Consider the following 24,621-nt stretch of genomic DNA (forward strand, 5'->3'; position numbering starts at 1 on the left):
TCGACAGTTAGGAAGTGACTGCAATGCCCACGATTCATGAACTCGCAGCAGATGAGCGAACCGCCCGCATCATCCTCGCCATTGCCTCAGAACCCGGTGACCAAGTAACCGGGACAACGCTCCGCACACTCGGCGCAAAGGAAGCCGTTGAGAACGCCGTCGCAGAATCCCCACCGCCTGGACCGGGCGGCGATACGTGGCAGCGACGCCTCGCTCCCCGGATCAATACCGAACATGTACAACGAGTACTAGAAGACACCTCACGTTACGACCTTCGGGTGCTCATTCCAGGCGACCCAGACTGGCCGACCGGATTGAACGCGCTGGGCGACCGTGCACCTTACGCGCTGTGGGTGAAAGGCGATTCAAAGCCGCTTGCTGCCCCGATCTGGGATCGGCTCGGGATCACCGGGGCACGAGCCGCAACCTCCTATGGGATGCACGTCACCGGTGAACTCGCTGGCGAAGCTGTGGTTGATTTTCGGCAAGTCGTATCCGGCGGCGCATATGGCGTAGATAGCGCCGCACATCGTGCCGTACTCGATGCCGCCGGGACAACGATCGTTGTGATGGCCGGCGGGCTCGACCGCCTCTATCCTTCGGGAAACGCTGACCTGTTCCAACGAATCGAACGCGACGGTGCGCTCGTGAGCGAGCTACCGCCAGGGTCTGCCCCAACCAGGTGGAGGTTTCTGCAACGGGGACGACTGATCGCAGCGCTTTCCGGAGCGGTCGTGGTCACGGAAGCCGGGGTACGTTCTGGTGCGCTGCACACGGCATCGTCGGCGATTAACTTGCAGCGTCCTGTAGGGGCGGTGCCTGGCCCGGTCACCAGTGCCGCATCAGCAGGATGTCACCGGCTCATGCGAGACGGACTCGCTTCCCTTGTCGCGACGTATGAAGACGCGCGGGAATTGTTGGCTTCGGTTCGAGATGGGGCGCAGCACACGGTCCGGGTGCGGGCCGGCCTCGAGAACGATGCGCTCGACCCGAATGCCATTTCTGACCGGCCTCCGCATCGTGGGATGTCGTTCTGACCCGACGGGCGCACCTGTTAGTTGGGACGGCTGCAACGTGGTCGTCCGTCTGTCACCACTGTCAGGAGGGCGTTCATGTCTGTCACACAATTCACTTCCGATGCGCGGTTGGAGGACCATCCACCCGGTGGGTTCCTGCAACGCATCGCCGCCATACTCACCGCGCTCCTGTTACTCACTGGGAGCATTGTGCTCGGCATCACACCGTCTGCGCACGCGGCGACTGCTGGAGTCGGCTACTGGTCAGGAAACTCGTTTCTTGGCGCATTCAATCCCGGCACGGATGGGCGACAAGCCTATTGTGCGGATCTTGATGCTGCACCACCGTGGTCTGCAACATCGGGCCCGCAAACAATCACCTCGTTTGATTCAGTATCCCGACAACAGCTCGCCGAACTGAACTATGTGATGGCGAAATATGGGCAGTCCTCAGACCCGAACATGACGGCGGCAGTACAACTGTTCGTCTGGTCAATCACGAGTGCCGCCAGCTACAACTCTCACGGGATGTCTGGTGATGATTACAACGTGACGGTCGCACCAGCGTCGGAACGCCCGACGATCCTCGGCTATCTTGCAGCGATGCGGCAGGAAGCCGCCGTGTACGCAGTCACTGACCCGTCACTATCGCTCACCCTCTCATTGTCAGATCAGTACGCCGGGACTGTGACCGTCGCAACACACCCGTCCGGACTGACCGGTGCGGCGTCACTCACCAACGCAGTGTTTGCAAACGGTGCTGCAACTCGCACGCTCGGGGCTGGCACGCATCCCATCACAGGTACCCCCGCGGATGGGGTGCCGTCCTATCAAATTGATGCGGCAATGAGTGTTGACGCTGCCGGGTTTGGGGCAGCGATCGATTTGTACACCACTCCCGGCGAACAGCGACTCATCAACTACGTCGCAGGGTCAGGTTCTGGCCTCTCGGCACGAACCCAATCGCCGGTGATCGAGTTAGACTTCCAACCCGAAATCACCACGCAAGTTTCATCTCGGTTCGTAGCTGCAGGAGATGCGTTTACGGATGAGCTCGCAGTGTCGGTGACGAAAGGTACTTGGATTCATCTCGACGGCACTCCGATAACGGTCACCGCGACAGGAACCCTGTACGGGCCGTTTGATGAGCAGCCAGCAGAAGCGAACGCACCACCCGGTGGGGCACTTGTCACGGGTACGGAAACGGTCGCGCTGACCGGTGCCGGATCATATACGTCACCGGGAACTATTCGAGCTGCCGAGTCCGGGTTCTATACGTGGGTGTGGCAGATCGATAAGCATGCCCAGGGCGGGAATGCGAAGTACCTCACTGATTCGTTTGTGGACCGGTTTGGGCAAGTCGCAGAAACCAGCATTGTGCCGTTCCAGCCAGAAGCCGTCTCCGAAGCAGACCAGCGCCTCGTGGTGCCGGGCGATGTACTCACCGACACGATCACGGTGAGCAGCACGAACGGGGCGTGGCTCAAGAAAGACGGCTCCTTCATTCCAGTAATCCTGGAAGGTACCGCCTACCAAGTGCCGGGCACACTGCCACCTGCGCTGTCGGTGACAATCGACCCTGATGCGGTGCCGCTGGGTACGGTCACGGTCACAGCTGACGGTCCCGGCGTGTACACCTCACCGGAAGTTGTTACGACGACTGGCGGGTTCGTAACGTGGGTGTGGGAAGTGAAGAAGGACATGCAACCGGAGTGGGTGCGTGACTATCTCGCAGCCGACTGGGCCGATGCGTACGGTATCACCGTGGAAACCACGTCGGTACGGTGGCCAATCACGGTGACTTCACTCATGCGGGAATACAACGTGCATCCCGGAGGCCGAGCCTTCGATGTCGTCACCGTCAGCGGTTTCCCTGCAAACCATGGGGACTTCACCGGCGACGGCTATTGGAACGCAGACGTAGATGAGCTCACCCACACGGTGTACGGACCGTTCGCAACCGATACTGAACTGACCGAAGGCATGGACCTGTCGGACGCTCCAGTGCTTGCTGAACTTTCGACGCCGGCACGCAACGGGGTCTACAAACTCGGGTACACCGATGCTGATCAGATCGTTCCGACCGCGCCCGGCTATTACGTCCTCGTCACCCAATTTGTGGGCGATGACCGAGTACAGCCGTACCAGTCATCCCCAGCGGACGTGCTGGAAAGGTTCTTCGTGCCGCCCACGAACACGAAGGTGCCGGTGACCGTGATCACGCAAGCCACCCCGGAAGCTTTCGTTGGCCAGCCCTTCGACGACACCGCACTCGTGCAGGGCAGCAACATCCCAGATGGCGCGTATCTCGTATTTCGGGCGTATGGACCCAATGAAGCAGATGCTGAACCGGTGTGTGAAGTGCCGTTCTTCACCAGCAAGGACGTAGCGGTGACGCAGGCCGGCATCTACCGCTCTGGACCCACCAGCGTGGACACGGCGGGGAACGTGTACTGGATCGAAACGCTGTACGACGCAGACGGTGAGATTCTGGCTGCAGGCGATTGTGGCGCACCTGGGGAAACCACGGTTGTGCTTGATCAGCCCGATGACCTCACCGTGAAGACGAACGCCGTCGCAACTGTCACACTCGGAGATCCCGCACATGATGTCGCGACTGTCACCGGCACCGTCCCAGACGGCGCAAAGCTGCTGTTCGAGGTGTACCGGCAAAACGGTGACACCGCCACATGCACGGCGGACGAGCTGGTGTTCACGTCAGCACTCATCAGTCTTGATGGGCCGGGTGATTACCGTTCGGGCGAAGTGGTGTTTGACCGGGTGGGCACGTACTACTGGGTCGAGTCTGTGATCGATGCTGAAGGCACCGTGCTGCATCGCGGTTTGTGTGGGGCACCGGATGAAACTACGACGGTGACCGCAGAGCCTGAGAAGCCAGTGACTCCGGAAACCCCGAAGCCGCAGCTGGCGGTCACCGGCGGTGGAAGTTGGCTGCCGCTCGGCCTGGCTGCTGGTGCTTCGCTCGCGGTCTTGGGCGGTGTGTTGCTGTTTGGCCGCCGTCTCGCCATTGCTCGCGAACGGGCCGGGTATGTCCGTGAAGAGGACGAAGCGTTCCACGAAATCGAGGAACTATTCGAGATAAAGGAGGACTCACAGTAGCAAGCTGATCTGCCGGGCACCCCTACCTATCGGCAGTCCAGTTCAGAGAGGGCACGAACCACCCCCGGGTTCGTGCCCTCTCGCACGTCTGTGGGGCGGTGCTCGTGCACCTACTGGGCGATCCCATGCCTTGAAAGGACTTGCTCGTGAACTCGAAGCCTACGTACCGTCGTGCCTCTGCGCCCCGCCCCAGTACCGCACCAAACCCGGCAGACCAGGGGCAGCCACAGGACGGGCCGCTCACGATCCCGGCAGTGGAGTTCACTATCCATGAGGGCGGCACGATGACCGTAACGATTGATGGCACCCCGTACGCGCCACAACCATATGCGCCGCCGTGGCAGCGAAACTCATTCCCGATGATCATCGATACTCTGACCGCCCACTACCAAACTCCCATTCGGGTGCTGGTGCGTGAAGCCGACGGTTCCACATTCACGGACATCATCACTCCACCGAAAGCACGAGCTGCTGATGCCCCGATCTCGACAGCGGCCCCGGTGGCTCCGGTCGCCCCGACGTTTCTCTCACCGTTTACGACTGTCCCGCCACCAATCGCTGCAGTGCCTGCTCACTCACTGTCGCAACAGGTGTTACCTCACCCCCCGGTGCCGTCGCTGATTCATGAGGTTTCTGCGGAAGGCTTCGTCCCTGGTGAAGATGTCGCGGTCGCGGTCATCACCACTCACTGTGATGCTTCAAATGACGGGATCGCTCGCGTCCTTCTCGCGGCGGAACAGCTCGCAGCATCTCCCACGCAGGAAGTCATCATGCTGGGGCGAGTCTCCGGGACACTCATAGTTGGTCGCCCCGAATGAATGCGCCCAGACACGGCGGAGCACTCGGTGACGAACTCACAAAGCTCGGCATCATCCTGCTAGTTGCTGCCGCCTTCCTCGCTGGAATCCTGCGCGTTGCTGCCTCGATCACCGCTTGGATTACCCGCACAAGTCAACCGACTGGCGGCATCGAGACTGGCCTTGGCGTGCTCTTGCACCCCGCAGACCCCGGATCTGTAGTTGGCTCGAACAATCTCAACCCAGTGCTGTACTGGATCATCGCCATTGTTCTCATCCTGCTTGTGGGTGCTGCCGGGTGGCGCATCTGGGGATGGGTGCGCGACCACAACCAGCGTACAAATCAAGATCCCTACCGGATCGTCGGCATCGCCACACGAACCGATATACGCGACGCTGCATCACCGAAATCGCTCGTACGGCGTGCCCGCCAACTCCGTCCGTCACTCGACGACCCGAAGCCGAATGACGTGGGTTATCTTCTCGGGGCGTCTCGGGGCGTTGACGTATGGGCGAGCGTCGAGGACTCGGTGTTGTTGCTCGGGCCGCCTCGTTCTGGCAAGGGCCTGCACATTGTGATCAACGCGATTCTTGATGCGCCCGGCGCGGTCATCACCACCTCCACTCGTCCAGACAATCTCACCGCGACGCTCCGGGCACGGCAGCACGTGGGGCCGGTGGCAGTGTTCGATCCGCAACGGTTCGCAGAAGGCATCCCAGCAGGATTGCGGTGGTCACCCATTCGCGGGTGCGACGACCCGTTGACGGCCATGATTCGCGCCACAGGACTGGCCGCGGGTACCGGGCTTTCTGCTGGCGGCGTGGAGGGCGGCGACTTCTGGGAGGGAAAGACCAGAACCGCTCTTCAAGCTTTGCTGCACGCGGCAGCCCTCGATCACCGGAGACCTGCTGAACTTTTTCGTTGGACGCTTGATCCGGCTGCCGCATCTGATGCGGTCGCAATCTTGACCTCGCACCCGAAGGCAGCGACGGGGTGGGCTGACTCGTTGCAAGCGATGATCGAATCAGACCCTCGCACCCGCGACTCCATCTGGCAAGGAGTATCTCTCTCACTCGCCGCACTCGCAGATCCCAGAGTGCTCGATGCAGTCAGCCCGGGCCCTGATGAACTGTTCGACCCGGAACAGTTTCTTCGAGACAAGGGCACGGTCTATCTGCTGGCCACCGGTGCTGGAGCCAATAATTCCTCCGCGCTGGTGTCAGCGTTTGTGGAAGACCTCGTGGAAGCCGCACGGCGGATTGCTGCGCGATCACCAGCGGCACGCCTCGACCCACCGCTCCTGCTCGCGCTTGATGAGATCGGAAACCTTGCCCCGCTCCCGTCTCTTCCCACGCTCATGGCGGAAGGGGGCGGTACTGGGATTACGACCATGCCGGTGCTGCAATCTCTCGCCCAGGCACGTGAGAAATGGTCCGAGAACGCTGCCGGCGCAATCTGGGACGCGAGCATCGTGAAAATCATCCTCGGCGGGGCATCCAACAGTCGCGACCTCCACGACCTCACCACCCTGATTGGGGAACGAGACGAAATCACTGACTCCACAACCGTCGGTGATCACGGTTCTAGGTCAGCCCAACGCTCAATCCGTCGTGTACCCATCATGCCGCCCGATGTCATCCGTACCCTGCCCTTCGGCACCGGCCTCGTGCTGCTGCGTGCTGCACCACCGATTGTGACCCGGCTCAGATCATGGACGGCCCGGCGTGATGCGGAAGCACTCAAGTCTGACAAGTCCGACATTGAGGAGTTGTTGTATCGGTATTCGGGCAGCGCGGGTGCACCTTCCTGACAACGCGACACATTCCGTGCAGCGTCTGATCCAAGGAGCGTCCGATGGCTATCCATACGCAACAATCTATGTCAGGGTACATTGCTTCTGACCCGCAACTTTCGTACACCGAACGTGGTGATGCGCGCCTGTACATGAAGGTCGGCCAAGAGCATTACCGGAAGGAGGTCGACGGGTCGTTCACACAACTCGATGCCACGTTCCATGACCTCGTGATCTACCGGAAAACGGCCGAACGGGCACACGCTCGCTTCGCAAAGGGAGACCGATTCGTTGCCGAAGGATATACACGCGAATATGATCTGCCCGGCGCTGCTGGAGAGAAAGTAGTTGGGGAAGAGTTCATCGCCAAGAAAATCGGGCATGACCTTGCCCGCACTCGATATGCCGTGGAACGCACCCGTCCGACCACCTCTGATCCGCTCAGCACCGGAATCGATGACCCAACGCACGATGTAGCTTCGCCGCAAGCGGCTTTCTCAGCGCCGCTGGGTAGGTGACCAGAGACATGGCCACGGAACACAAGCCTGCGGTAGATGCCTCTGATGCCCCAGAGCATGTAGCGGAAGCCGAGTTTGATGAAAGCTTCGACCCTGACAGCACGATGATGCCCGGAGATACTGAATTTCAAGGGCCACCCGGCCCGGTGAATTGGAATCTACTCACCGCAGAGGCTGCAGAGGAAGAGTGGCTGGCTCTCAACCAGTGGGTGCATTGGCTCCGACGCACGTATGGGCTTCCCGTTGCAGTTATCCCACCGTTCTGGCATCGCCATCCAGAGCTCGTGTGGGAACTCTCCGCGCTGCACCTCCATTGGTTGTGCGCGTACGACATTGAAGCCAAAGGCAGCGCGCCATTCGTGTGGCATCGGGACTTCGCAGATGCCCGGCAACGGCTCCGAGACTGGGTGGCAGCATCTGGCACGCGGCTCGATACCGACCGCCCCACACGGCAGACAGCATGGCCGGGTGAGACGCTGAGCGAGTCTGTTGAAGACACTCCAATTGGGAACCGTGAAGAGGATTTTGTTGAGTTCATCCATGCTGACGTGCAAGCTCGGAAACACGAAGAAGATAAGTTCTTTCGATGCCTAGCAGGTGAATCAATTGAGTGAAATCGATAGTTGTCCTCCAGTTTCACGGCTTCAAGGGTTGATCTCCAAAGACGACTACACCGAGTTTGCATCAGGTTGGAGAGAGGGGCTTCACCGACGTGAAACCAGCCCTGCATCTAACGAAGTTATCGAAGACATCGCGCTACTTCTAGATGCTTCTTCTGCCGTCGATAAGCTCACTCAATCGCGATAATCTGAATCCTTGTCTCGATCTGCTTTCGACCTGGCAAGGCATTGATTTGACGAATCATTCGACGCAAATAGCTTCGCTTTTCTTTAATGCCCCTTTGCTCCCAAGTCTGAAGAACATCTTGTCCATCAACAATCAATAGATCATCCGTTTCAAGCGAATCCACTCGACGTTGGAGAACATCGATTCTTCTCTGAGCGTCTTCGACCAAGCCAAGAAGAACAGTGACCATTGCGCCTTTGTATTCACCAGTTCCTTGTTTGCTGACTAAAGCAATTTTCTCGGCAGTAGCTTCATCAAGTTCAGCTAGTAAGGATTCGACCTCGTTATCAGCACGGGCAAGCCGCCTCCGGGCGCGCGCTTTTGCGAGTGCTTCATCAGTGATTTGTGAAAAAAACCATCCCAGCACATAAGCTTCCGCTTTATTCGCGTTGACGGTGCAGCTTCCCGGGCAGTTACCTGAACCCCTGTGGCGATTAGTCATGCAGCGGTACACATACTCGGTGTACTCTTCTCCGCTCAACCGGACACGTCTCTTTTGATGCCCGTAGAGCCTGCCACCACACTGGCAGAAGATGATCCCAGTAAGTAGCCACTCATGAGAGCCCCACGGCCTCCTTACGTTTGCTGTCCTCGCTTGCTCCAATAGTCGGCGCACTCGCAGCCATATCGCGCGATCACAAACTGGCTCCTGAGAGATGACAGGGTTTCCGTTCGCATCACGAGCGATGTAGTCGAGAAGATCAATTTTCACCCCGCGCTGATGTTCAGGTACTCGGCGCATCCGGTAGCCGATCATTCGCGGTGAGACCAACGAACGATAGACGGATGCTTCATATACGAATGCACCCGAAGCTGTGGTGATCCCGAACTCCTTTTTCCAGTGACGTCCAATTTGAGAAAGACTCTTCCCGGCCAGCACCATTTCAACCGCGACTTTGAGTGCTTGATGTTCAACTGGATGAGGAACTAAACGAACCCCAGTGCGTCCATACTCATCAGTCACCCGAGGGCCAGAAATCCACCCAAAGGGCCGCATTCCTCCATGATGAAAACCAGCTTCGGCAAGGTGCCTCTTCGAAGCTAACTGTCGCTCACTCATTGAGTCGGTTTCGACCTCCGCAAGAAGTGCTTTAATCCCAGTGACCAGTTTCGCGCCAGCAGTTGCGGTATTTAGTTCATCTGGAGAATCTTGGTGGGAACGCAAGATCACGTTCCCACGCTGACAGGTAGCAATCCATTCAATACATTTCGAAGCAATTCGATTCGTGCGGTCGAGCTTCCAAAACGCAACTGCTTGCACCTTGCCAGATTCAATGTCAGCGTTTAGCTGTCTCCAGCCTTTTCTCGTCTTGATCGCAGATGAGCTTGCTGAATCGTTATCGATGTACTCGCCCATCACTGTCCAACTACCTTCGGCAGTCAACATCCGAACCAGGTCAATACGCTGGCGTTCGATCGCATCTGCCTTGTCTTTGTGATACTTCGAAAGGCGGAGGTACAGATAGATCGGTTTCGTGCCCTCGACGGGTGATTCAGGACCAGTATGTGCAAATGCTTGGTAGACAACGACACGACCAGTGCGACCAGGTCTAGCGTTCGGACCTGGAGTTCGTTTGAGAGTTTCCATGTGCTTCCTCCTTGTTCAGAAGGTGCACTTTCCATCCCGTGCCTCGTCCATGAACAGCACACCGTGGCTCGCGCGCGTGATTGCGCCGGGGCGAATGCCGCGCGAATCGCCGCCGCCGATGATCGCCGCCGATGAGGCCGTGTGATGCGGGCTCTCAAACGGTGGCCGGGTGACGAGCTCGTCGAGCGACGACCCGCCGAGCGACGCGATGCTGCTGGCGACGAGCGATTCGTGGGGTGAGAGGTCGGGGAGCAGCGATGGCAGGCGCGTCGCGAGCAGCGTCTTGCCGGAGCCCGGCGGCCCAGTCAGGGAGATGTGATGCCGCCCGGCCGCCGCTATCACCATCGCATCGACGGCCTCGGGCTGGCCGACGACCTGCGCCATATCCAGGGCATCGGTGCCCGGTGAGGGGGTTGGCGGGGGCGCACGCCGGGCCGCCGGGGCGGCGCCCCATGCGCCGGGCTCGCCGCGATGCCACGCGACGGCGGCGAGCAGCGTGGCCGCCTCGATCACCTCGATGCCGGGCACAAGGCGCGCTTCCGCGCCGCACTCCGCCGGCACCATAACCCTCGCGAAACCGAGCGCCTGCGCCGCGATGACCGCGCTGAGCAGCCCGATTGGCCTGCGCAGCCCGCCGTCGAGGCCGAGCTCGCCGATGTGGGCCGTGGCCGCGAGGCGGTCGGTCGGCAGCCTGCGCGAGGCCGCGATCGCCGCGAGCGCGATCGCGAGGTCGAACCCGGAGCCCTGTTTCGGCAACGATGCGGGCGCGAGGTTCACCACGACGAAGCGGTCGGAGAGCGCGAGCCCCGCCTGCGCCGACGCGGTGCGCACGCGCTGCTTCGCCTCCGAGAGCGCCGCGTCTGGCAGCCCGATGATCGCCATGCCCGGCAGCTGCTGCGTCACGGCGGCCTCGACCATCACGGTCTCGCCCTCGAGCCCGGTGAGCGCGATCGCGGCGGCGCGGCAGACCTCCCGGCTCATGCGATTGCCCTGAGGTAGGTGATGCTCGGAGACTCAGCCCCCGGCCGCAGCGTGATGCCGACCGCGTCGACGCGCAGTTCGCCGCCGCGGTTGCCGGTCTGCGCGCTCCACTCGAGCAGCAGCCTGCGGAGCCTCGCCGCCTTGCGCGCGGTGATCGCCTCGAGCGGCGAGCCGTAGCCGGTGCCGCTGCGGGTCTTAACCTCGACCGCGACGTAGGCGCCGCCGTCGCGCATCACGAGGTCGAGCTCGCCGTAGCGGCAGCGCCAGTTGTGCGCGACGGGCACGAACCCGCGCGCGACGAGGTACTCGGCGGCGATGCTCTCGCCCGTCGCGCCGAGCCTGAGGTTGTGCCCGGTGCGGGCGGGCTCGGTGCTGGCGGCCTCGGGGCCGGTGTGCCCGGCGCCGGTGCGGCCTGGCGTGGCAGTGGGAATTGGATCGTGTGCTGGTGTGTGCATGCGTGACCTCCTGCGAACGAGTGTCGCTCGTCAGCGGGGAGACCGCACTGGCACGGCGAGACTGTGGAGAAAACGTGACGCGTGAAGCGGTTTGCTCAAAATGTGCACAACGGCTGCGGCGCGGGGAGAACCGCGCGGCGGGGCGGAACGCCAAGAGTTGTGGATCCGCCCCGCCGCGATCGCGGGCCGCCGAGCGCGCCGCGGCCGCGCTACACCCCGCCGAGGTACGCCCGGCGCACCTCCTCAGAAGCGAGCAGCTCGCCGCCGGTGCCCTCGAGCACCACGGTGCCCTCGGCGAGCACATAACCGTAATCAGACAGCGACAGCGCCTGCTGCATGTTCTGCTCGGCGAGCAGCACAGTCACGCCCTCGGCGGTGACGCGCTTGATCGTCTCGAACACCTCGTCGACGACAATCGGGGCGAGCCCGAGCGACGGCTCGTCGAGAATGAGCAGCGACGGCCTTGAGATGAGCGCTCGCCCGAGCGCGACCATCTGCTGCTCGCCGCCCGACATCGTGCCGGCGAGCTGCCTGCGCCGCGCGCCGAGCACCGGGAACAGGTCGAACACGAACGAGATATCGCCGCCCGAGCGCTTTCGCGCCGCCGGGTGGTGTGCCCCGAGCAAGAGGTTGTCTTGCACCGTGAGATCCTTGAACAGCCGGCGGCCCTCTGGTACGAGCGCGATGCCGAGCTCGGGCCGCTCGGTCGGCTGCGTCGCCGTAATATCGTTGCCCTCGAACTCGACCGAGCCAGAGGTGACCGGCTGCATACCCATGAGGGCCTTGACAAGCGTGGACTTGCCCGCCCCATTCGAGCCGATGAGCGAGACCGTCTGGCCCCGATCGATGGCGAGCGTGACGCCGCGAAGCGCCTGGGCCTCGCCATATTTCACCTCGAGATTATTCACCCTGAGCACGTGCGCCACCTCCGAGATACGCGTTGATGACCAGCTCGTTCGCGAGCACCTCTTGCGGGGTGCCCTCGGCAAGATTCTGGCCGCGGTTGAGTACATACATATAGTCGGCGAGCGCCGACACCGCCTTCACGTTGTGCTCGATGTAGACGACGGAGACGCCGTCATCGCGCAGGCTCGCGATCAGCTCCATGCCCTCGGCGGCCTCAGACGGGTTGAGCCCGCCGAGCACCTCGTCGAGCAGAATCAGCTTCGGGTCGAGCGCGAGCGCGCGGGCGATTTCCAAGAACTTGCGCTCGTGCAGGGTGAGCGAGCTCACCTGCGCGGCGTGGTGCTTGCTGATGCCCACGCGGTCGAGCACCGTCGCGGCGCGCTCGAGCGCGAGCGGCTTGGAAAGCGCGTCGCGCCCGAACATCGCCGCGATCGCCACGTTTTCTGCGACAGAGAACGAGTTCAGCGGCCGCGGAATCTGAAAGGTGCGCGAGATGCCAGCGTGGGCCCTCGTGTGCGGCTTCGCGCGGGTGATGTCGTGGCCCGCAAAGGTCACGCTGCCCGCGGTCACGCCGAGCGAGCCCGCGATGCAGCTGAGCAGCGTCGTCTTGCCCGAGCCGTTCGGCCCGACGAGCCCGACGATCTGGCCCTGCCTGACGCTGAAATCGACGCCGTTCAGGGCGACGATGCCGCCGAAGCGCTTGGTGATTGCTGAGCATTCGAGCAGTGCGCTCATGGCGAGACCTCCTGTACGCGCTTGCGGGCTCTGAGCTTTTCGATGTACCCGGCGATGCCGTGTGGCATCGCGATGATGACCGCGATGAGGGCGATGCCGACGACGATCTGCGCGATGTCGGCGGATCCGAGACCCAGCAGGGCCTCCCGCAACACGACGACGACGATCGCACCGATCACGGCTCCCCACCAGTGGCCGATGCCGCCGAGAATCACCATCATGAGCACGAACAGCGGAATGTTCAGCGCGAACACCGAGTGCACCTCGATGTAACCGAGGAACACGGCCTGTGGGGCTCCGATGAGGCCGGCAAGCGTACCGCTCGCGGCGAACGCGAGCACCTTGTGCCGGTAGGTCGCGACGCCGAGTGACTCGGCGACGTTCTCGTCTTCGCGGATCGCCTGGAGGGCTGCGCCCCAGCGGGTCTTCCAGGCGAGCACGGCAACGATTGCGGTGAGGCCGGCGAGCAGCGCTCCCACGATGTACAGGTTGGTTGCGCTCCTGCCTATCCACGCGTCGCCGACGAGCTCGCGCACGAACACGCCGGAGCCGCCGTCGAGCCACGGAACGTTCGACACGATCGTGATGACGATGAAGGCGAGCGCCAGCGTGATGAGGCCGAACAGGTCGCCGGCGAATCGGGCCGAAGAGAACACGGCCAGGCCGACGAGCAGTGCGAGCACGCCGCCGGTGAGGCCCGCGATGACGAGCGCGACGCCGAAGGGCAGGTCGGTGAAGCGGAACACGGCGGCGGTCGCGTAGGTGCCGAGACCGAAGAAGACGCCGTGGCCGAAGCTTGCGTAGCCAGAGTTGCCGGAGAAGAGCGACCAGCTCATTGCGAGAATGATCCAGGTCAGCAGCTGGAAGGCGAAGGTCGCGACGTAATTGTTCGGGAACGCAAACGCGAGCAGCAGCAGCGCCCCCGTGCTTGCCACGACGAGCAGCAGTTGGCGCCGTGTGGAGAGATCAAACAGCTTGTTCACGGTTTCTCCTGAGTTCGACGCGCTCGCGCACGATACGGATGATTGGGGTGAGCGCCAGGTAGATGAACAGCAGGCCGAACGCGACGGCGGGCGACCACTGCGGCGGGAACCACAGCGACCAGGCGTTCTGCACCATCATGAGCACGATCGCTGCGATGAGTGCGCCGAGCGGGCGCCCAAGGCCACCGAGCAGCGTCGCGACGATCACGACGCCGATCCAGTTCATGGCGAGCCCCGGAGTGAGCGGCATGCGCACCACGACGACCATCCCAGCGACCGCGGCGGTCGCCGCGGCAAGGCCCGAGACGATCAGGGTGATCGGCAGGATACGCACGCCGAGCACCTCGGCGATCTGCGCGTCTTGGCGCATCGCCTGCAGCGCGCGGCCCCACCTCGTGTGCTTGAGCATCCACCACGTCGCGAGCACGAGCACGAGTGCCAGCACGAGTGCCATGACGTCGACTGGCAGCACCGACAGGCTCTTGTCGCCGACGGGAATACGAATCGCTGTGGTGAAGCTGCTGTCGAGCCAGCTGCGCATGCTCAGCATGTCGGGGCTCCAGATCACCGACATGACGCTTTCTGCGACGATGAAGAGCGCAAACGTCAGCAGCAGCGAGGTAAAAGCAGACGCCTTGATTGTGAAAAACAGCCACTGCGTCAGCACGCCGATCACGAACATCGCCGGCACGGTGATGAGCAGCGTGAGAAACGGGTTCATGAGCAGCCCGGTGACGAGGGTGTACGTCAGGTACCCGCTGAACAGGGTGAGCGACAGGTGGAAGAAGTCGGGCACACCGAGATGCCCCCACTTCATCGTCAGGCCGAGGGCGATGAGCCCGAAGAGGCACCCGAGAAGGGCGCCGTTTAACAGCGTCTGTAATAGCGCGAGTGTGTCTCCAGACATCAACTCTCCAATTCGATCGTGAGGCCGGGAGCGAGTGCGCGTTCGCCCTCGCTCCCGGTGTGTTGTGTCTTAGTTCAGGCGAATCTTTGCGCCGGCGAACTCCTCGGGAGAGACGATGACACGCTTGCCGTCTTGCACCTGAGCAACACGGTTGAGGTCGGAGCCGTAGCCGTTGTAGCCGTCGAACTTCACCGGGCCAGCGAGTGTCTCGACCTCGTTTGTGCCCAACCACTCGATGATCTTCGCGTTGTCGGGGCCGACCTCTGCGACCGCGGTGAGCAAGATCTGCCACATGCCGAACCCGGCAGCAGCCTGCGTCTCGATGACGGGGACGAGGTTCTTTTCTTTCGCTACCTCGAGATACGCCGAGGTGAAGTAGCGCGCGATGTCGGTGTCGTTGAGCGGCGCGTTGTCTTCGTAGAGCGACGACACGAGAATGCCCTCAGCGGCATCGCCGAGGCTCGCGAGCGCAGCCGGGCCCGACAGCGAAGCGAAGAGGTTGCGCGGAGTGTACCCCAGCGAGTCGAACGCGAGCTGGAAGTTCGAGATGTCCATGCCGACGGCGCCGATCCACACGATATCGGCATCGGCCGCGAGCATGCGGGTGACGATCGACGTGAAGTCGGTCGTGCCCATGTCGTACTCGACGCTGTCGACGACCTCGATGCCAGCGGCCTCAAAGGCGGGCTTCTGCGCCTCGGCGAAGCTCAGCGTCGTCGGGAACTTCTGCGTCGCCATGAACGCGGTCTTCGGGGCATTGTCGGCCTGTGACAGCGTGGTCGCGAGATCTTCTGCTGCGAGCGACCACATGCCCTCGGTCGCGCCGCCGCCGATCTGCCACGACGGGAAGTGGTTCTCGCCGATGAGCGACTCCGGCACGCCGTTGGTAGCGGTCGGGTAGGCGTAGCCCGCGGCAGAGACCGGGCCAGCGCCAGCGAGCGCGGCAGCTCCGGCGTAGGGGCCGACGACGAGGTCGACGCCCTCCGAGAGCAGGCGCTCGTAGTTGCTGGTCACCTGCGCGGGAGTCGACTGATCATCGAGCACGGTGTACTCGATGGGGCGCCCGTCGATGCCACCGCACTCGTTGATCCACTCGACCATGAGGTTGCCGACCGCATCGTGCACGGCACCCGTGCCGCCAAGCGGGCCGGTGAGCGACATCGAGCCACCGACGACGATGGGCTCGCCCGTTGGCTCGGTGCCCTCTGCGCACTCCATGTTCGCGATCGGGGCGACGAGGCTTGCGGCCTCGGCGGTTTCCGTGGTCTCGCTCCCGGCGTTGGGGTCGGTCACACCGCCGCAGGCCGCGAGCCCGAACACGGCAGATGCCGCGACGGCCGCGAGGCCGAGCTTGGTGAGTTTCGAATTCTTCATTGAATTGCTCCTTGGTTGTTGAGACGGGGGAGTCCCGTGTCAGTTATTCAGAAAAGACAGCTACGACGCGGCTCCAACCAGCGGAGCCACCCTCGACCTTGACTGGGAAGCACACGATCTCGAAGCCCGTCGACGGGATCGATTCGAGGTTGTGAAGCTTCTCAATGTGGCAGTAGCCGATCTCGCGACCCGCGCGGTGGCCCTCCCAGATAATCGAAGCGTCGCCGTCGCGCTGGTAGCGCTCCGCGGTGAAGTTGAACGGGGCGTCCCAGCTCCACGCATCGGTGCCCGTCACACGCACGCCCTGTCGCAGCAGGTGCAGCGTCGCCTCGCGGCCGACACCGCAGCCCTTGGCGAGGTAGTCATCGTGCCCGAAGCGCTCGCCTGCGCTCGTGTTCACGACGACGATGTCGAGCGGCTGCAGCGTGTGGCCGATGCGCGCGAGCTCCTCGTCGATGTCGTGTGGCTGCACGACGTAGCCGTCTGCGAAGTGGCGGAAATCGAGCTTAATGCCGCGTTGGAAGCACCAGTCGAGCGGCACCTCGTCGATCGTCATCGCGCGCTTGCCCTGATCCATCGTCGAGGCGAAATGGTAGGGCGCGTCGAGGTGGGTGCCAGCGTGGGTCGAGAGCTGCACGCGCTCGATTGCCCACCCCTCGCCGTCTGGCAGATCTTCGGGAGTCGCGCCGGGGAAGAACGCGAGGATCTCCTCCTGCGTTTGCGAGTGATCGAAGTAATCGATGACCGGCACGTGGCCGGGCGGATCGGATGCGATGCCGTTCTTGAGCGGAACAGAAAGATCAACGATTCGACGCATAAATTGAGCCCCTTTGACCAAATTACGACACTGTACGGTTGTACAGTAATGGATTGATACTACGATGAAATGAATTCGCTGTCAAAGAGCCCCTTGGCGCGAAACCAACTGTCTGAGGAAGCTCAATGAGTGCACAAAAGATCAGCCGACGAGTGCGAATTTTGCGCACCGCCGAACGCATGTTTGCGCAGCACGGGTTCGAGTCGGTCGGCATGCGAGAGATCGCGGCGCAGGCCGAGGTTTCGGTCGCGCTGCTGACCTATCACTTCGAAACCAAAGACAATCTCTACCGCGAGATTTTCCGCGATCGCTCCGAGGTGCTCGACCGGCGGCTCTCGCTGCTCGAATCGGTCGTGTTCGACAGGCCCGATACGATCGCGCAGATCGTCGCCGCGTTTATCGACCCCCAGATGGAGCTCCGCGCGACGCCCGAGGGCCTCGCGTTTGCGCAGTTGCTCGCGCGTGAGGCGACAGACCCCTCGTCGAACGCGCGCGGCATCATCGCCGAGTTTTATGACCCGCTCGCCTTTGAATTTATCGCCGCGCTACAGCGGGCCAGGCCCGACCTCTCCGCAGACACCGTGCGCTGGAACTACCTGTTCGGCGTGAGCGCGCTGAGCATGCTCTCCGTCGACGACCGCGCGCTGCGCCTCGGGGTGAACCCGGAGCTGACGGTCGATGAGACCGGCACGATTCTCAAGGAGTTTCTCGTGGCCGGGCTCACCGCCTAGCGGGGCCCTGCGGGGCCCTTCGGGGAGCGGGGGCGGATCGGCGTTGGCCGATCCGCCCTGTGCTCTGCGTGCCGCCCCGTGCTCTGTGTGCCGCACCGTGCTCTGCGTGCCGTGCTCAGCGTGCCGCGCGGCCCCGCGATGCCTAGCTCAGCTGCAGCAGCTCGCGGGTCTGGTCGACCGTGGCGAGCTCGAGGTCGAGGCCGCGAACGAGCCCGACCGCGCGCTCGACGAGCGGGTCGTTGCCGGGGGCGGGGCGACCCTTTCCGAGGTGCAGCGTGTCTTCCATGCCCGCGCGGGCGTTCCCGCCGAGCGCGAGGCCGATTGCGGTGAGATTGAGGTTCGCGCGGCCGATCGCGATGACCTGCCAGACGCAGTCGGCAGGCAGCCTGCGCTGCATCATGATGAGGTTCTCGGGGGTCGCGGCCATGCCGCCCGGCACGCCCATCACGATGCTGAACTGCAGCAGTTCTGGGAGGATCCCCTCGTCGCGCATGCGCAGGCACTCGTCGAGGTGGCCGGTGTCGTAGATCTCGAGCTCGGGCTTGACGCCGAGATCGACCATGCGGCGCACGAGCTCGCGCACCTTGGTTGGCGGGTTGAGAAACTCCCCGCCGCCGAAGGTCATCGAGCACGGGTTGAGCGTCGCCATGGCAGGCTTCAGCTCGACGAGCGCGGCCCGATCTTCGTACGACACTCCGAGGCCGACTCCGGTGGACAACTGAATGAGAATCGGCGAGGCGTCCTCAATGCGCGCGATCACGTCGCGCGCGATGTTCAGGTCAGCGGTCGGGCGCTGCTGCTCGTCGCGCAGATGAATGTGCGCGACGCTCGCACCCAGCTCGTAGGCGCGGGTGACGGCCGCCGCGATTTCCGCGGGAGACGTGGGGAGATTGGGGTTATCTTGCTTGGATGCGATAGGTCCGGTCGGGGCAACGGTGACGACGACACTCATGGTTCCTTCTTTCAAACGAAAGTCAATTGCGCAAAAACTGTGCGACTGTACAGTAATTGAGGTCTCAGGCTACGGGCAGTGCGAGGGGTTGTCAACGCTCGGTTGCGTCGCACTGAGGCCCCGGCCAGTGGTAGACTCTCTAATTGCGCCTCGCAAGAGGTGACTTCGCGTGCCCGTTCACTGCAGCTTTGCCGTTGGTCCCCCTAGGGGGTGGTGGAGTGCAGGGGCACCAGGACTAGGTCGCATCCGCGGCTGAATAAACCAAACAATCGCGCGTTCGCGCGCGAGAACAGGAGACGGCAATGGCCGTTGTAACCATGCGCCAGCTGCTCGACAGCGGCGTTCACTTTGGTCACCAGACCCGCCGCTGGAACCCGAAGATGAAGCGTTTCATCTTCACCGAGCGCTCGGGCATCTACATCATTGACCTGCAGCAGTCGCTCACCTACATCGACTCGGCGTACGAGTTCGTGAAGAACACCGTCGCGCGCGGCGGCACGATTCTCTTCGTCGGCACGAAGAAGCAGGCACAGGAGGCGATTGCTGAGCAGTCGACCCGCGTCAACCAGCCCTACGTCAACCAGCGCTGGCTCGGTGGCCTGCTCACCAACTTCCAGACCGTCACCGGTCGCCTCGAGCGCATGAAGGAGCTCGAGCAGCTTGACTTCGAGGGTGGCACCAGCGGCTTCACCAAGAAGGAGCTGCTGCTCAAGAAGCGCGAGCTCGACAAGCTGCAGAAGACCCTCGGTGGCATTCGCAACATGACCAAGACGCCGTCGGCGCTCTGGATTGTTGACACCAAGAAGGAGCACCTCGCAATCGACGAGGCGAAGAAGCTGGGCATCCCGGTTATCGGCATCCTCGACACGAACTGCGACCCCGACGAGGTCACCTACCCGATTCCGGGCAACGACGACGCGATCCGCTCGGTTGCGTTGCTCACCCGCGTGATCGCCGACGCTGCCGCTGAGGGCCTCATGGAGCGCCACCAGAAGCCCGCCGAGGGCGAGGCCGCTGCTGAGCCGCTCGCCGAGTGGGAGGTTGCGCTGCTCAACACCGATCAGGAGGCAGCTGCCGCCGAGGCGCCCGCCGCTGAGGCAACCGAGGCTCCCGCCGCTGAAGCAACTGAGGCCCCAGCTGCTGAGGCAGCCGAGGCTCCGGCAGCCGAGTAATTTCCCCTCATAGTCATTGACCCGGGCCGCGTCACAAGCGCGGCCCGGGCCCACAACCCAAGGAGTCACACATGGCTGCAGTAAGCATGGCCGCTGTGAAGGAGCTGCGCGAGCGCCTCGGCGCTGGCATGGTCGACAGCAAGAACGCTCTCGTTGAAGCTGAGGGCGACATCGAGAAGGCAATCGAGATCCTTCGCCTGAAGGGCCTCAAGGGCGTCGCAAAGCGCGGCGACCGCGAAGCAAGCGAGGGCCTCGTTGCCGCGAAGCAGAGCGAAGGCGCTGCAACGATGATCGAGCTCGTCTGCGAGACCGACTTCGTCGCGAAGAACGAGAAGTTCCTTGCGCTCTCGGAGCAGGTGCTCGACGCAATCGTCGCCGCTGGCGCGAAGAACGCCGAGGAGGCGCTCGCTGCCTCGGCTGGCGACAAGACCGTTGCCGAGCTCATCACCGACGAGGCCGCAATCATCGGCGAGCGCATCGAGCTCCGTCGCGTTGTGCGCGTCGAGGCTCCGGGCACCGCGATCTACCTCCACCGCACCTCGAAGGATCTGCCGCCGCAGATCGGCGTCGTGGTCGGGTTCGAGGGCGACGACGAGAAGGCTGCTCTGAGCATCGCTCAGCACATCTCGTTCGCCGAGCCGGTCTACGTGAACCGCGACGAGGTCCCTGCGGCCGACGTCGACAAGGAGCGCGAGATCGTCACCGAGATCTCCAAGAACGAGGGCAAGCCCGAGGCTGCGCTCCCGAAGATCGTTGAGGGGCGCCTGAACGCGTTCTTCAAGCAGGTTGTGCTCAACGAGCAGGTGCACGCACTCGACGCTGACAAGCGCGACGTCGCGAAGGTCGCCGAGGCGGCCGGCATCAAGGTGACCGGCTTCAGCCGCGCAAAGGTTGGCGCCTAACACGCCAGACACAAAACCCGGGCCAATGCGGCCCGGGTTTTGTGCTGCGTGGGCGGTAGGCTGTTGTGTTGAGCAGGCTGGCGCCCGCAGAATCCGGGCAGCGGCCCGGGGGAGAGCCGGGAAGCCCGGCGAAGATGTAACGAAGGAGACGCATGTCCGACCAGAGTAATCGTAAGCGCAGGGTACTGCTCAAGCTGTCGGGTGAGGCATTTGGCGGTGGCACGCTCGGAGTCAACCCCGACGTGGTGAGCCAGATCGCTCGCGAGATCGCTGCGTCGATGGATCAGACAGAGGTCGCGATCGTCGTCGGCGGTGGCAACTTCTTCCGCGGCGCCGAGCTCTCGCAGCGCGGCATGGATCGCGCCCGTGCCGACTACATGGGCATGCTCGGCACCGTCATGAACGCACTCGCGCTGCAGGACTTCCTTGAGCAGGCGGGCGTTGAGACGCGCGTGCAGTCTGCGATCACCATGACTCAGGTCGCGGAGACCTATATCCCGCTCCGCGCGATCCGCCACATGGAGAAGGGGCGCGTGGTGATCTTCGGCGCCGGAGCAGGCCTGCCGTACTTCTCGACCGACACGGTTTCGGCGCAGCGCGCGCTCGAGATTGAAGCTGACGAGGTGCTCGTCGCGAAGAACGGCGTCGACGGCGTCTACACCGCCGACCCCGCGGTCGACCCGACAGCAACACTGATCACCGACATCACCTACAACGAAGCCCTGGTGAAGGGCCTGAAGGTTGTCGACTCGACTGCGTTTAGCCTGTGCATGGATAATGGCATGCCGATGCGGGTGTTTGGCATGGAACCGGCGGGCAATGTCACCGCTGCGCTCCGTGGCGAGAAGCTCGGCACGCTCGTACACCGCTAAACTCGAAGTATTGCAGAAAGCCGACGGCTGGTCGATGTGGCCAGCAGCGAATCGTGGAGGAGACGCAGCGTGATCGAAGAAGTCTTTGCAGACGCGAAGGAACGAATGACTAAGGCGGTCGAGGCCGCAAAGGAGTCGTTCGCGACGGTGCGCACCGGGCGTGCAAACCCCGCGCTGCTCCAGAACCTGATGGTCGACTACTACGGCACGCCGACTCCGTTGCCGCAGCTTGCCTCGGTCGCGAACCAAGATGCGCGAAGCCTCATCATCACCCCGTACGACAAGGGTGCGATGAAGGCGATCGAGCAGGCCATCCGCGATATGCACAACCTCGGTGCGAACCCCACGAACGACGGCAGCGTCGTTCGCGTGACGCTGCCCGAGCTCACGCAGGAGCGCCGCAAGGAGTTCGTGAAGATCGTGAAGGCGCGCGCGGAAGACGCGCGCGTCGGCGTGCGCAATGCCCGCCGCAGCGCGAAAGACGATCTCGACGCGCTCAAGAGCGAGGTTGGCGAAGACGATGTCGCTCGCGCGGAGAAGGAGCTTGAGGCGCTGACCAAGCAGTTCACCGACCAGGTGGACGAGGCGTTCAAGCGTAAAGAAGCTGAGCTGCTGGAAGTCTGATCCAGATGTCGGGGGGAGGGCGTCGCGGGGAGATTCGAGCACACCTCGATTCGACCCGCGCTCAGCTCGAGGCGACGAACGCCAAGATCGAGGAGAAGGCAGGCCGTAACCTCTTTCTCGCGATCGGTGTCGGGCTGCTGCTGGCAGCGGTGTTTCTCGGAAGCCTGCTGTTCTTGGAAAGCCTGTTTGCCTGCTTCATCGCGCTGCTCGTTGCGGTCGCGGTGGTCGAGCTCGCGACCGCATTTCGCGTCGCCGGTCGACGGGTGCCGCGAATTGGCGTGGCGCTCGGCGGGCTCAGCATGGTCGCTTCGGCCTACTTTTACGGCGCTGAGGGGCTGCTGCTCAGCCTCTTCGCCGCATCTGCCCTCCTCACGATCTGGCGCCTGATCGAGGGCGTGCTCGCGCGCACCCCGGTCGAGCCCAGAACCCTTGTCCGCGATATTTTCTCGGGGCTGTTCACGCTCGTCTACGTGCCGTTTCTCGGCAGCTTCGCGATTCTTTTGCGCGCTGCCCCCAACGGCGAGTGGTGGGTGTTTGCGCTCGTGCTCATCGCCGTCTCGGTCGACATCGGGGCATACGCCGCGGGTGTCACGCTCGGCAAGCACAAGATGACGCCGCGCATCAGCCCGAACAAGACCTGGGAGGGCTTCGCCGGAGCGGCCGTCGCGAGCATGGTTGCCGGCGTTGTGATCGCGCTTTCCGCGCTCGATCAGCCGTGGTGGATCGGGCTCGTGTTCGGCGTGCTGGTGCTGTTGACAGCCACCGGCGGCGATCTGACGGAGTCGCTGATTAAGCGCGACCTCAACGTGAAAGATATGAGTAACTGGATTCCCGGCCACGGTGGCCTGCTTGACCGACTCGATTCGTTGCTCCCCTCAACGGTGGTGGCGTACGGCCTTGCGCTGATCTTGGGGGTGCTGTCGTGAGCGACGCAACAGAATCATCAAGCCCGTTTCCGCTGACTCGCGGCCGCGAGAAGGGGTACCGCCCCGACCAGGTCGACGAGTTTCTCGACCGCGCGCGGTCTGCCTACGAGGAGGGCGGGGCCGCCTCGCTCACCGCAGACGACGTTCGCAGCCTCGCGTTCAAAATGCAGCGCAAAGGGTATTCGCCGCGGCACGTCGACGCCGCGCTCGACAGGCTCGAAGACGTATTTTTCGAGCGCGAACGGCGCGCGATTGTGCGCGAACACGGGGAAGACGAGTGGTGGCGCGAGGCGCGGGCGCTGCTCTCAGACGTGCGCGGGCGCATCGGCCGGCCGCGAGGGAAGCGCTTTACGCGCCGCGGCATGTTCGCTCTGGGGTACCGACGCTCTCAGGTCGACGCGTTTCTTGATCGTATCGGGGCGATGTTCGCCAACCGCGAGGTGACTGTCACTCCTGGCGAGGTACGTGAGATCGTGTTTCACCCCGAGTGGCGCGGCTACGACGAGGCGCAGGTTGATGCTCTGCTCGACGCCCTCGTCGACATCATCCTGTCAACGCGTTAGGCTGCCCGAACGTCGACCTTGGCTTCCCAGGCCCCCTGAGATAGAATCGTTATATTGTGAGTACTCAGACAAACCGCACCACCCGTCCATGGAACCGCCTCCGCGCGCCGCTCGCGGTGTCTGCGGTGGCCGTGCTGCTCGGCGGCGCCGCCGTGGCACCGATGACGCTCACCGATGCGAACGCTGAGCCCGCCGCTGCCGTGCTTGATGAGCGGCTGTTCCAGCAGTTCGTTCCGAACGTCGACCCGGCAGACGATTTCGTGCTGCCCGAGGTGCCGATCGAGAAGCTACCAGACCCGAAGCCGGAGCCGACTCCCGAACCGACCGAGGGGGCGAAGGGTGGCGAGGCTGCGCTTGCGACGCCCGCTGCTCCGCCTCGTTACGAGGGTGGCGGGTCGCCGGCCGAGTGGATGGCTGCGGCGGGTATCGCCGAGAGCGACTGGGGCTACGTCGACTTCATCGCTCAGAAGGAGAGCGGCTGGAACCCGAACGCGACAAACCCGTCGTCGGGCGCGTGCGGTCTGATTCAGGCGCTGCCGTGCAGCAAGGTTCCCGGCAGCGGCTACGACCCGGTCGACAATCTTCGCTGGGCGAACGGTTACGCCTCGAACCGCTACGGCAGCTGGGCGGGGGCCTACGCCTTCTGGACAGCGAACCACTGGTGGTAGACCGTGGCACGCAGCCGCGGCCCGAATAAGTATCAGCGAGCCGCGCAGTCACCGCAGCGCGATGTGACCAGGCTCTCGTACGGGGGAGCGCGCAAGGAGTGGCTGCGCGGGCGCGAGTGGTTTGTGCGCGACATTCCCGCGCACCGCGCCGAAAAGGCGTATCGCTGCCCCGAGTGCGGCACAGACGTGCCAGTTGGCCAGGCTCACATTGTCGCCTGGCCGGCAGATCACCTCTTCGGTGACGAGGCTGGGGTGCGCGACCGGCGGCACTTTCACGCTCACTGCTGGCGCGGGAGGTAGGGCGTCGCTGCGCGCCCGGGGCCCGGCCTCGGCGCGGCAATACCCGCTCGCCGCTGCGCAGCATAGGCAATCTGC

General features: G+C 63.2%; 25 protein-coding genes. 15 read left to right on the forward strand and 10 right to left on the reverse strand.

The annotated features are described in order from the left end of the window. Positions 1-23: 23 nt before the first annotated feature. The 6 genes from dprA to ABD115_RS04735 all read left to right on the forward strand — a co-directional run bounded on the left by dprA (position 24) and on the right by ABD115_RS04735 (position 7,858). Complete coding sequence (gene dprA / locus ABD115_RS04710) at positions 24-1,037, forward strand: DNA-processing protein DprA (RefSeq protein ID WP_343959845.1); 1,014 nt, start codon at positions 24-26, stop codon at positions 1,035-1,037. A gap of 75 nt (positions 1,038-1,112) precedes the next feature. After that, positions 1,113-4,136, forward strand: coding sequence for a hypothetical protein (locus tag ABD115_RS04715; protein WP_343958717.1), 3,024 nt, complete (start codon positions 1,113-1,115; stop codon positions 4,134-4,136). 254 nt (positions 4,137-4,390) lie between these two features. Then, on the forward strand, positions 4,391-4,954 hold the full coding sequence (locus ABD115_RS04720; RefSeq protein ID WP_343958719.1) for a hypothetical protein: 564 nt from the start codon (positions 4,391-4,393) through the stop codon (positions 4,952-4,954). Next, positions 4,951-6,744, forward strand: coding sequence for a TraM recognition domain-containing protein (locus ABD115_RS04725; protein WP_343958721.1), 1,794 nt, complete (start codon positions 4,951-4,953; stop codon positions 6,742-6,744). The genes ABD115_RS04720 and ABD115_RS04725 overlap by 4 nt, the downstream gene beginning before the upstream one ends. A 44-nt stretch (positions 6,745-6,788) precedes the next feature. Next, on the forward strand, positions 6,789-7,244 hold the full coding sequence (locus tag ABD115_RS04730; protein WP_343958723.1) for a single-stranded DNA-binding protein: 456 nt from the start codon (positions 6,789-6,791) through the stop codon (positions 7,242-7,244). 8 nt (positions 7,245-7,252) lie between these two features. After that, positions 7,253-7,858, forward strand: coding sequence for a hypothetical protein (locus ABD115_RS04735; protein WP_382389308.1), 606 nt, complete (start codon positions 7,253-7,255; stop codon positions 7,856-7,858). A 176-nt stretch (positions 7,859-8,034) separates the two neighbouring features. Here ABD115_RS04735 and ABD115_RS04740 read toward each other — a convergent pair whose 3' ends face one another. The 9 genes from ABD115_RS04740 to ABD115_RS04780 all read right to left on the reverse strand — a co-directional run bounded on the left by ABD115_RS04740 (position 8,035) and on the right by ABD115_RS04780 (position 16,836). Continuing rightward, positions 8,035-9,678 carry a recombinase family protein gene (locus ABD115_RS04740; RefSeq protein ID WP_343958725.1) on the reverse strand — a complete coding sequence of 548 codons (1,644 nt, stop codon included), beginning with the start codon at positions 9,676-9,678 and terminating at the stop codon, positions 8,035-8,037. Positions 9,679-9,693: 15 nt separating this feature from the next. Then, the gene (locus ABD115_RS04745; RefSeq protein ID WP_343958727.1) at positions 9,694-10,659 is read right to left on the reverse strand and encodes an ATP-binding protein; all 966 of its coding nucleotides are present in this window, start codon (positions 10,657-10,659) and stop codon (positions 9,694-9,696) included. Next, on the reverse strand, positions 10,656-11,114 hold the full coding sequence (locus tag ABD115_RS04750; protein ID WP_343958729.1) for a YraN family protein: 459 nt from the start codon (positions 11,112-11,114) through the stop codon (positions 10,656-10,658). The genes ABD115_RS04745 and ABD115_RS04750 overlap by 4 nt, the downstream gene beginning before the upstream one ends. A gap of 209 nt (positions 11,115-11,323) precedes the next feature. Continuing rightward, positions 11,324-12,031, reverse strand: a complete 708-nt coding sequence (locus tag ABD115_RS04755; RefSeq protein WP_343958731.1) for an ABC transporter ATP-binding protein — start codon at positions 12,029-12,031, stop codon at positions 11,324-11,326. Further along, entirely contained in the window at positions 12,015-12,755 is a 741-nt protein-coding gene (locus tag ABD115_RS04760) for an ABC transporter ATP-binding protein (RefSeq protein ID WP_343958733.1), read from the reverse strand. Before ABD115_RS04760 ends, ABD115_RS04755 begins: the two co-directional genes overlap by 17 nt. Further along, positions 12,752-13,738 carry a branched-chain amino acid ABC transporter permease gene (locus ABD115_RS04765; RefSeq protein WP_343958735.1) on the reverse strand — a complete coding sequence of 329 codons (987 nt, stop codon included), beginning with the start codon at positions 13,736-13,738 and terminating at the stop codon, positions 12,752-12,754. Before ABD115_RS04765 ends, ABD115_RS04760 begins: the two co-directional genes overlap by 4 nt. Then, complete coding sequence (locus ABD115_RS04770) at positions 13,722-14,645, reverse strand: branched-chain amino acid ABC transporter permease (protein ID WP_343958737.1); 924 nt, start codon at positions 14,643-14,645, stop codon at positions 13,722-13,724. The genes ABD115_RS04765 and ABD115_RS04770 overlap by 17 nt, the downstream gene beginning before the upstream one ends. A 69-nt stretch (positions 14,646-14,714) precedes the next feature. Next, on the reverse strand, positions 14,715-16,019 hold the full coding sequence (locus ABD115_RS04775; protein ID WP_343958739.1) for an ABC transporter substrate-binding protein: 1,305 nt from the start codon (positions 16,017-16,019) through the stop codon (positions 14,715-14,717). 43 nt (positions 16,020-16,062) lie between these two features. After that, positions 16,063-16,836, reverse strand: coding sequence for a cyclase family protein (locus tag ABD115_RS04780; protein WP_343958741.1), 774 nt, complete (start codon positions 16,834-16,836; stop codon positions 16,063-16,065). A 125-nt stretch (positions 16,837-16,961) separates the two neighbouring features. Between ABD115_RS04780 and ABD115_RS04785 the strand changes: the two genes are divergently transcribed. Beyond that, positions 16,962-17,567, forward strand: coding sequence for a TetR/AcrR family transcriptional regulator (locus tag ABD115_RS04785; RefSeq protein WP_343958743.1), 606 nt, complete (start codon positions 16,962-16,964; stop codon positions 17,565-17,567). A gap of 142 nt (positions 17,568-17,709) precedes the next feature. Here ABD115_RS04785 and ABD115_RS04790 read toward each other — a convergent pair whose 3' ends face one another. Next, complete coding sequence (locus ABD115_RS04790; RefSeq protein ID WP_343958745.1) at positions 17,710-18,519, reverse strand: beta-keto acid cleavage family enzyme; 810 nt, start codon at positions 18,517-18,519, stop codon at positions 17,710-17,712. A 302-nt stretch (positions 18,520-18,821) separates the two neighbouring features. Here ABD115_RS04790 and rpsB point away from each other — a divergent pair, with 302 nt between their 5' ends. From rpsB to ABD115_RS04830, 8 genes are all read left to right on the forward strand, one after another. Beyond that, the gene (rpsB, locus tag ABD115_RS04795) at positions 18,822-19,691 is read left to right on the forward strand and encodes a 30S ribosomal protein S2 (RefSeq protein ID WP_343958747.1); all 870 of its coding nucleotides are present in this window, start codon (positions 18,822-18,824) and stop codon (positions 19,689-19,691) included. A gap of 71 nt (positions 19,692-19,762) precedes the next feature. After that, positions 19,763-20,593: a translation elongation factor Ts gene (gene tsf / locus ABD115_RS04800; protein WP_343958749.1), complete on the forward strand. Its 831-nt coding sequence runs from the start codon at positions 19,763-19,765 to the stop codon at positions 20,591-20,593. A gap of 152 nt (positions 20,594-20,745) precedes the next feature. After that, complete coding sequence (gene pyrH / locus ABD115_RS04805; RefSeq protein WP_343958751.1) at positions 20,746-21,465, forward strand: UMP kinase; 720 nt, start codon at positions 20,746-20,748, stop codon at positions 21,463-21,465. A gap of 69 nt (positions 21,466-21,534) precedes the next feature. After that, entirely contained in the window at positions 21,535-22,089 is a 555-nt protein-coding gene (gene frr / locus ABD115_RS04810) for a ribosome recycling factor (RefSeq protein ID WP_343958754.1), read from the forward strand. A 5-nt stretch (positions 22,090-22,094) separates the two neighbouring features. Next, positions 22,095-23,015: a phosphatidate cytidylyltransferase gene (locus tag ABD115_RS04815; protein WP_343958756.1), complete on the forward strand. Its 921-nt coding sequence runs from the start codon at positions 22,095-22,097 to the stop codon at positions 23,013-23,015. After that, positions 23,012-23,578 (forward strand): DivIVA domain-containing protein, encoded by a 567-nt coding sequence (locus ABD115_RS04820; protein ID WP_343958758.1) that lies wholly within the window; start codon positions 23,012-23,014, stop codon positions 23,576-23,578. The genes ABD115_RS04815 and ABD115_RS04820 overlap by 4 nt, the downstream gene beginning before the upstream one ends. A gap of 56 nt (positions 23,579-23,634) precedes the next feature. Then, positions 23,635-24,246: an aggregation-promoting factor C-terminal-like domain-containing protein gene (locus ABD115_RS04825; protein ID WP_343958760.1), complete on the forward strand. Its 612-nt coding sequence runs from the start codon at positions 23,635-23,637 to the stop codon at positions 24,244-24,246. A 3-nt stretch (positions 24,247-24,249) separates the two neighbouring features. Next, the gene (locus ABD115_RS04830; protein WP_343958763.1) at positions 24,250-24,546 is read left to right on the forward strand and encodes an ATP/GTP-binding protein; all 297 of its coding nucleotides are present in this window, start codon (positions 24,250-24,252) and stop codon (positions 24,544-24,546) included. Positions 24,547-24,621 lie beyond the last annotated feature (75 nt).

It is taken from the genome of Leucobacter albus (genome assembly GCF_039528015.1).
In the GTDB taxonomy this organism is placed as follows: Bacteria; Actinomycetota; Actinomycetes; order Actinomycetales; family Microbacteriaceae; genus Leucobacter; species Leucobacter albus.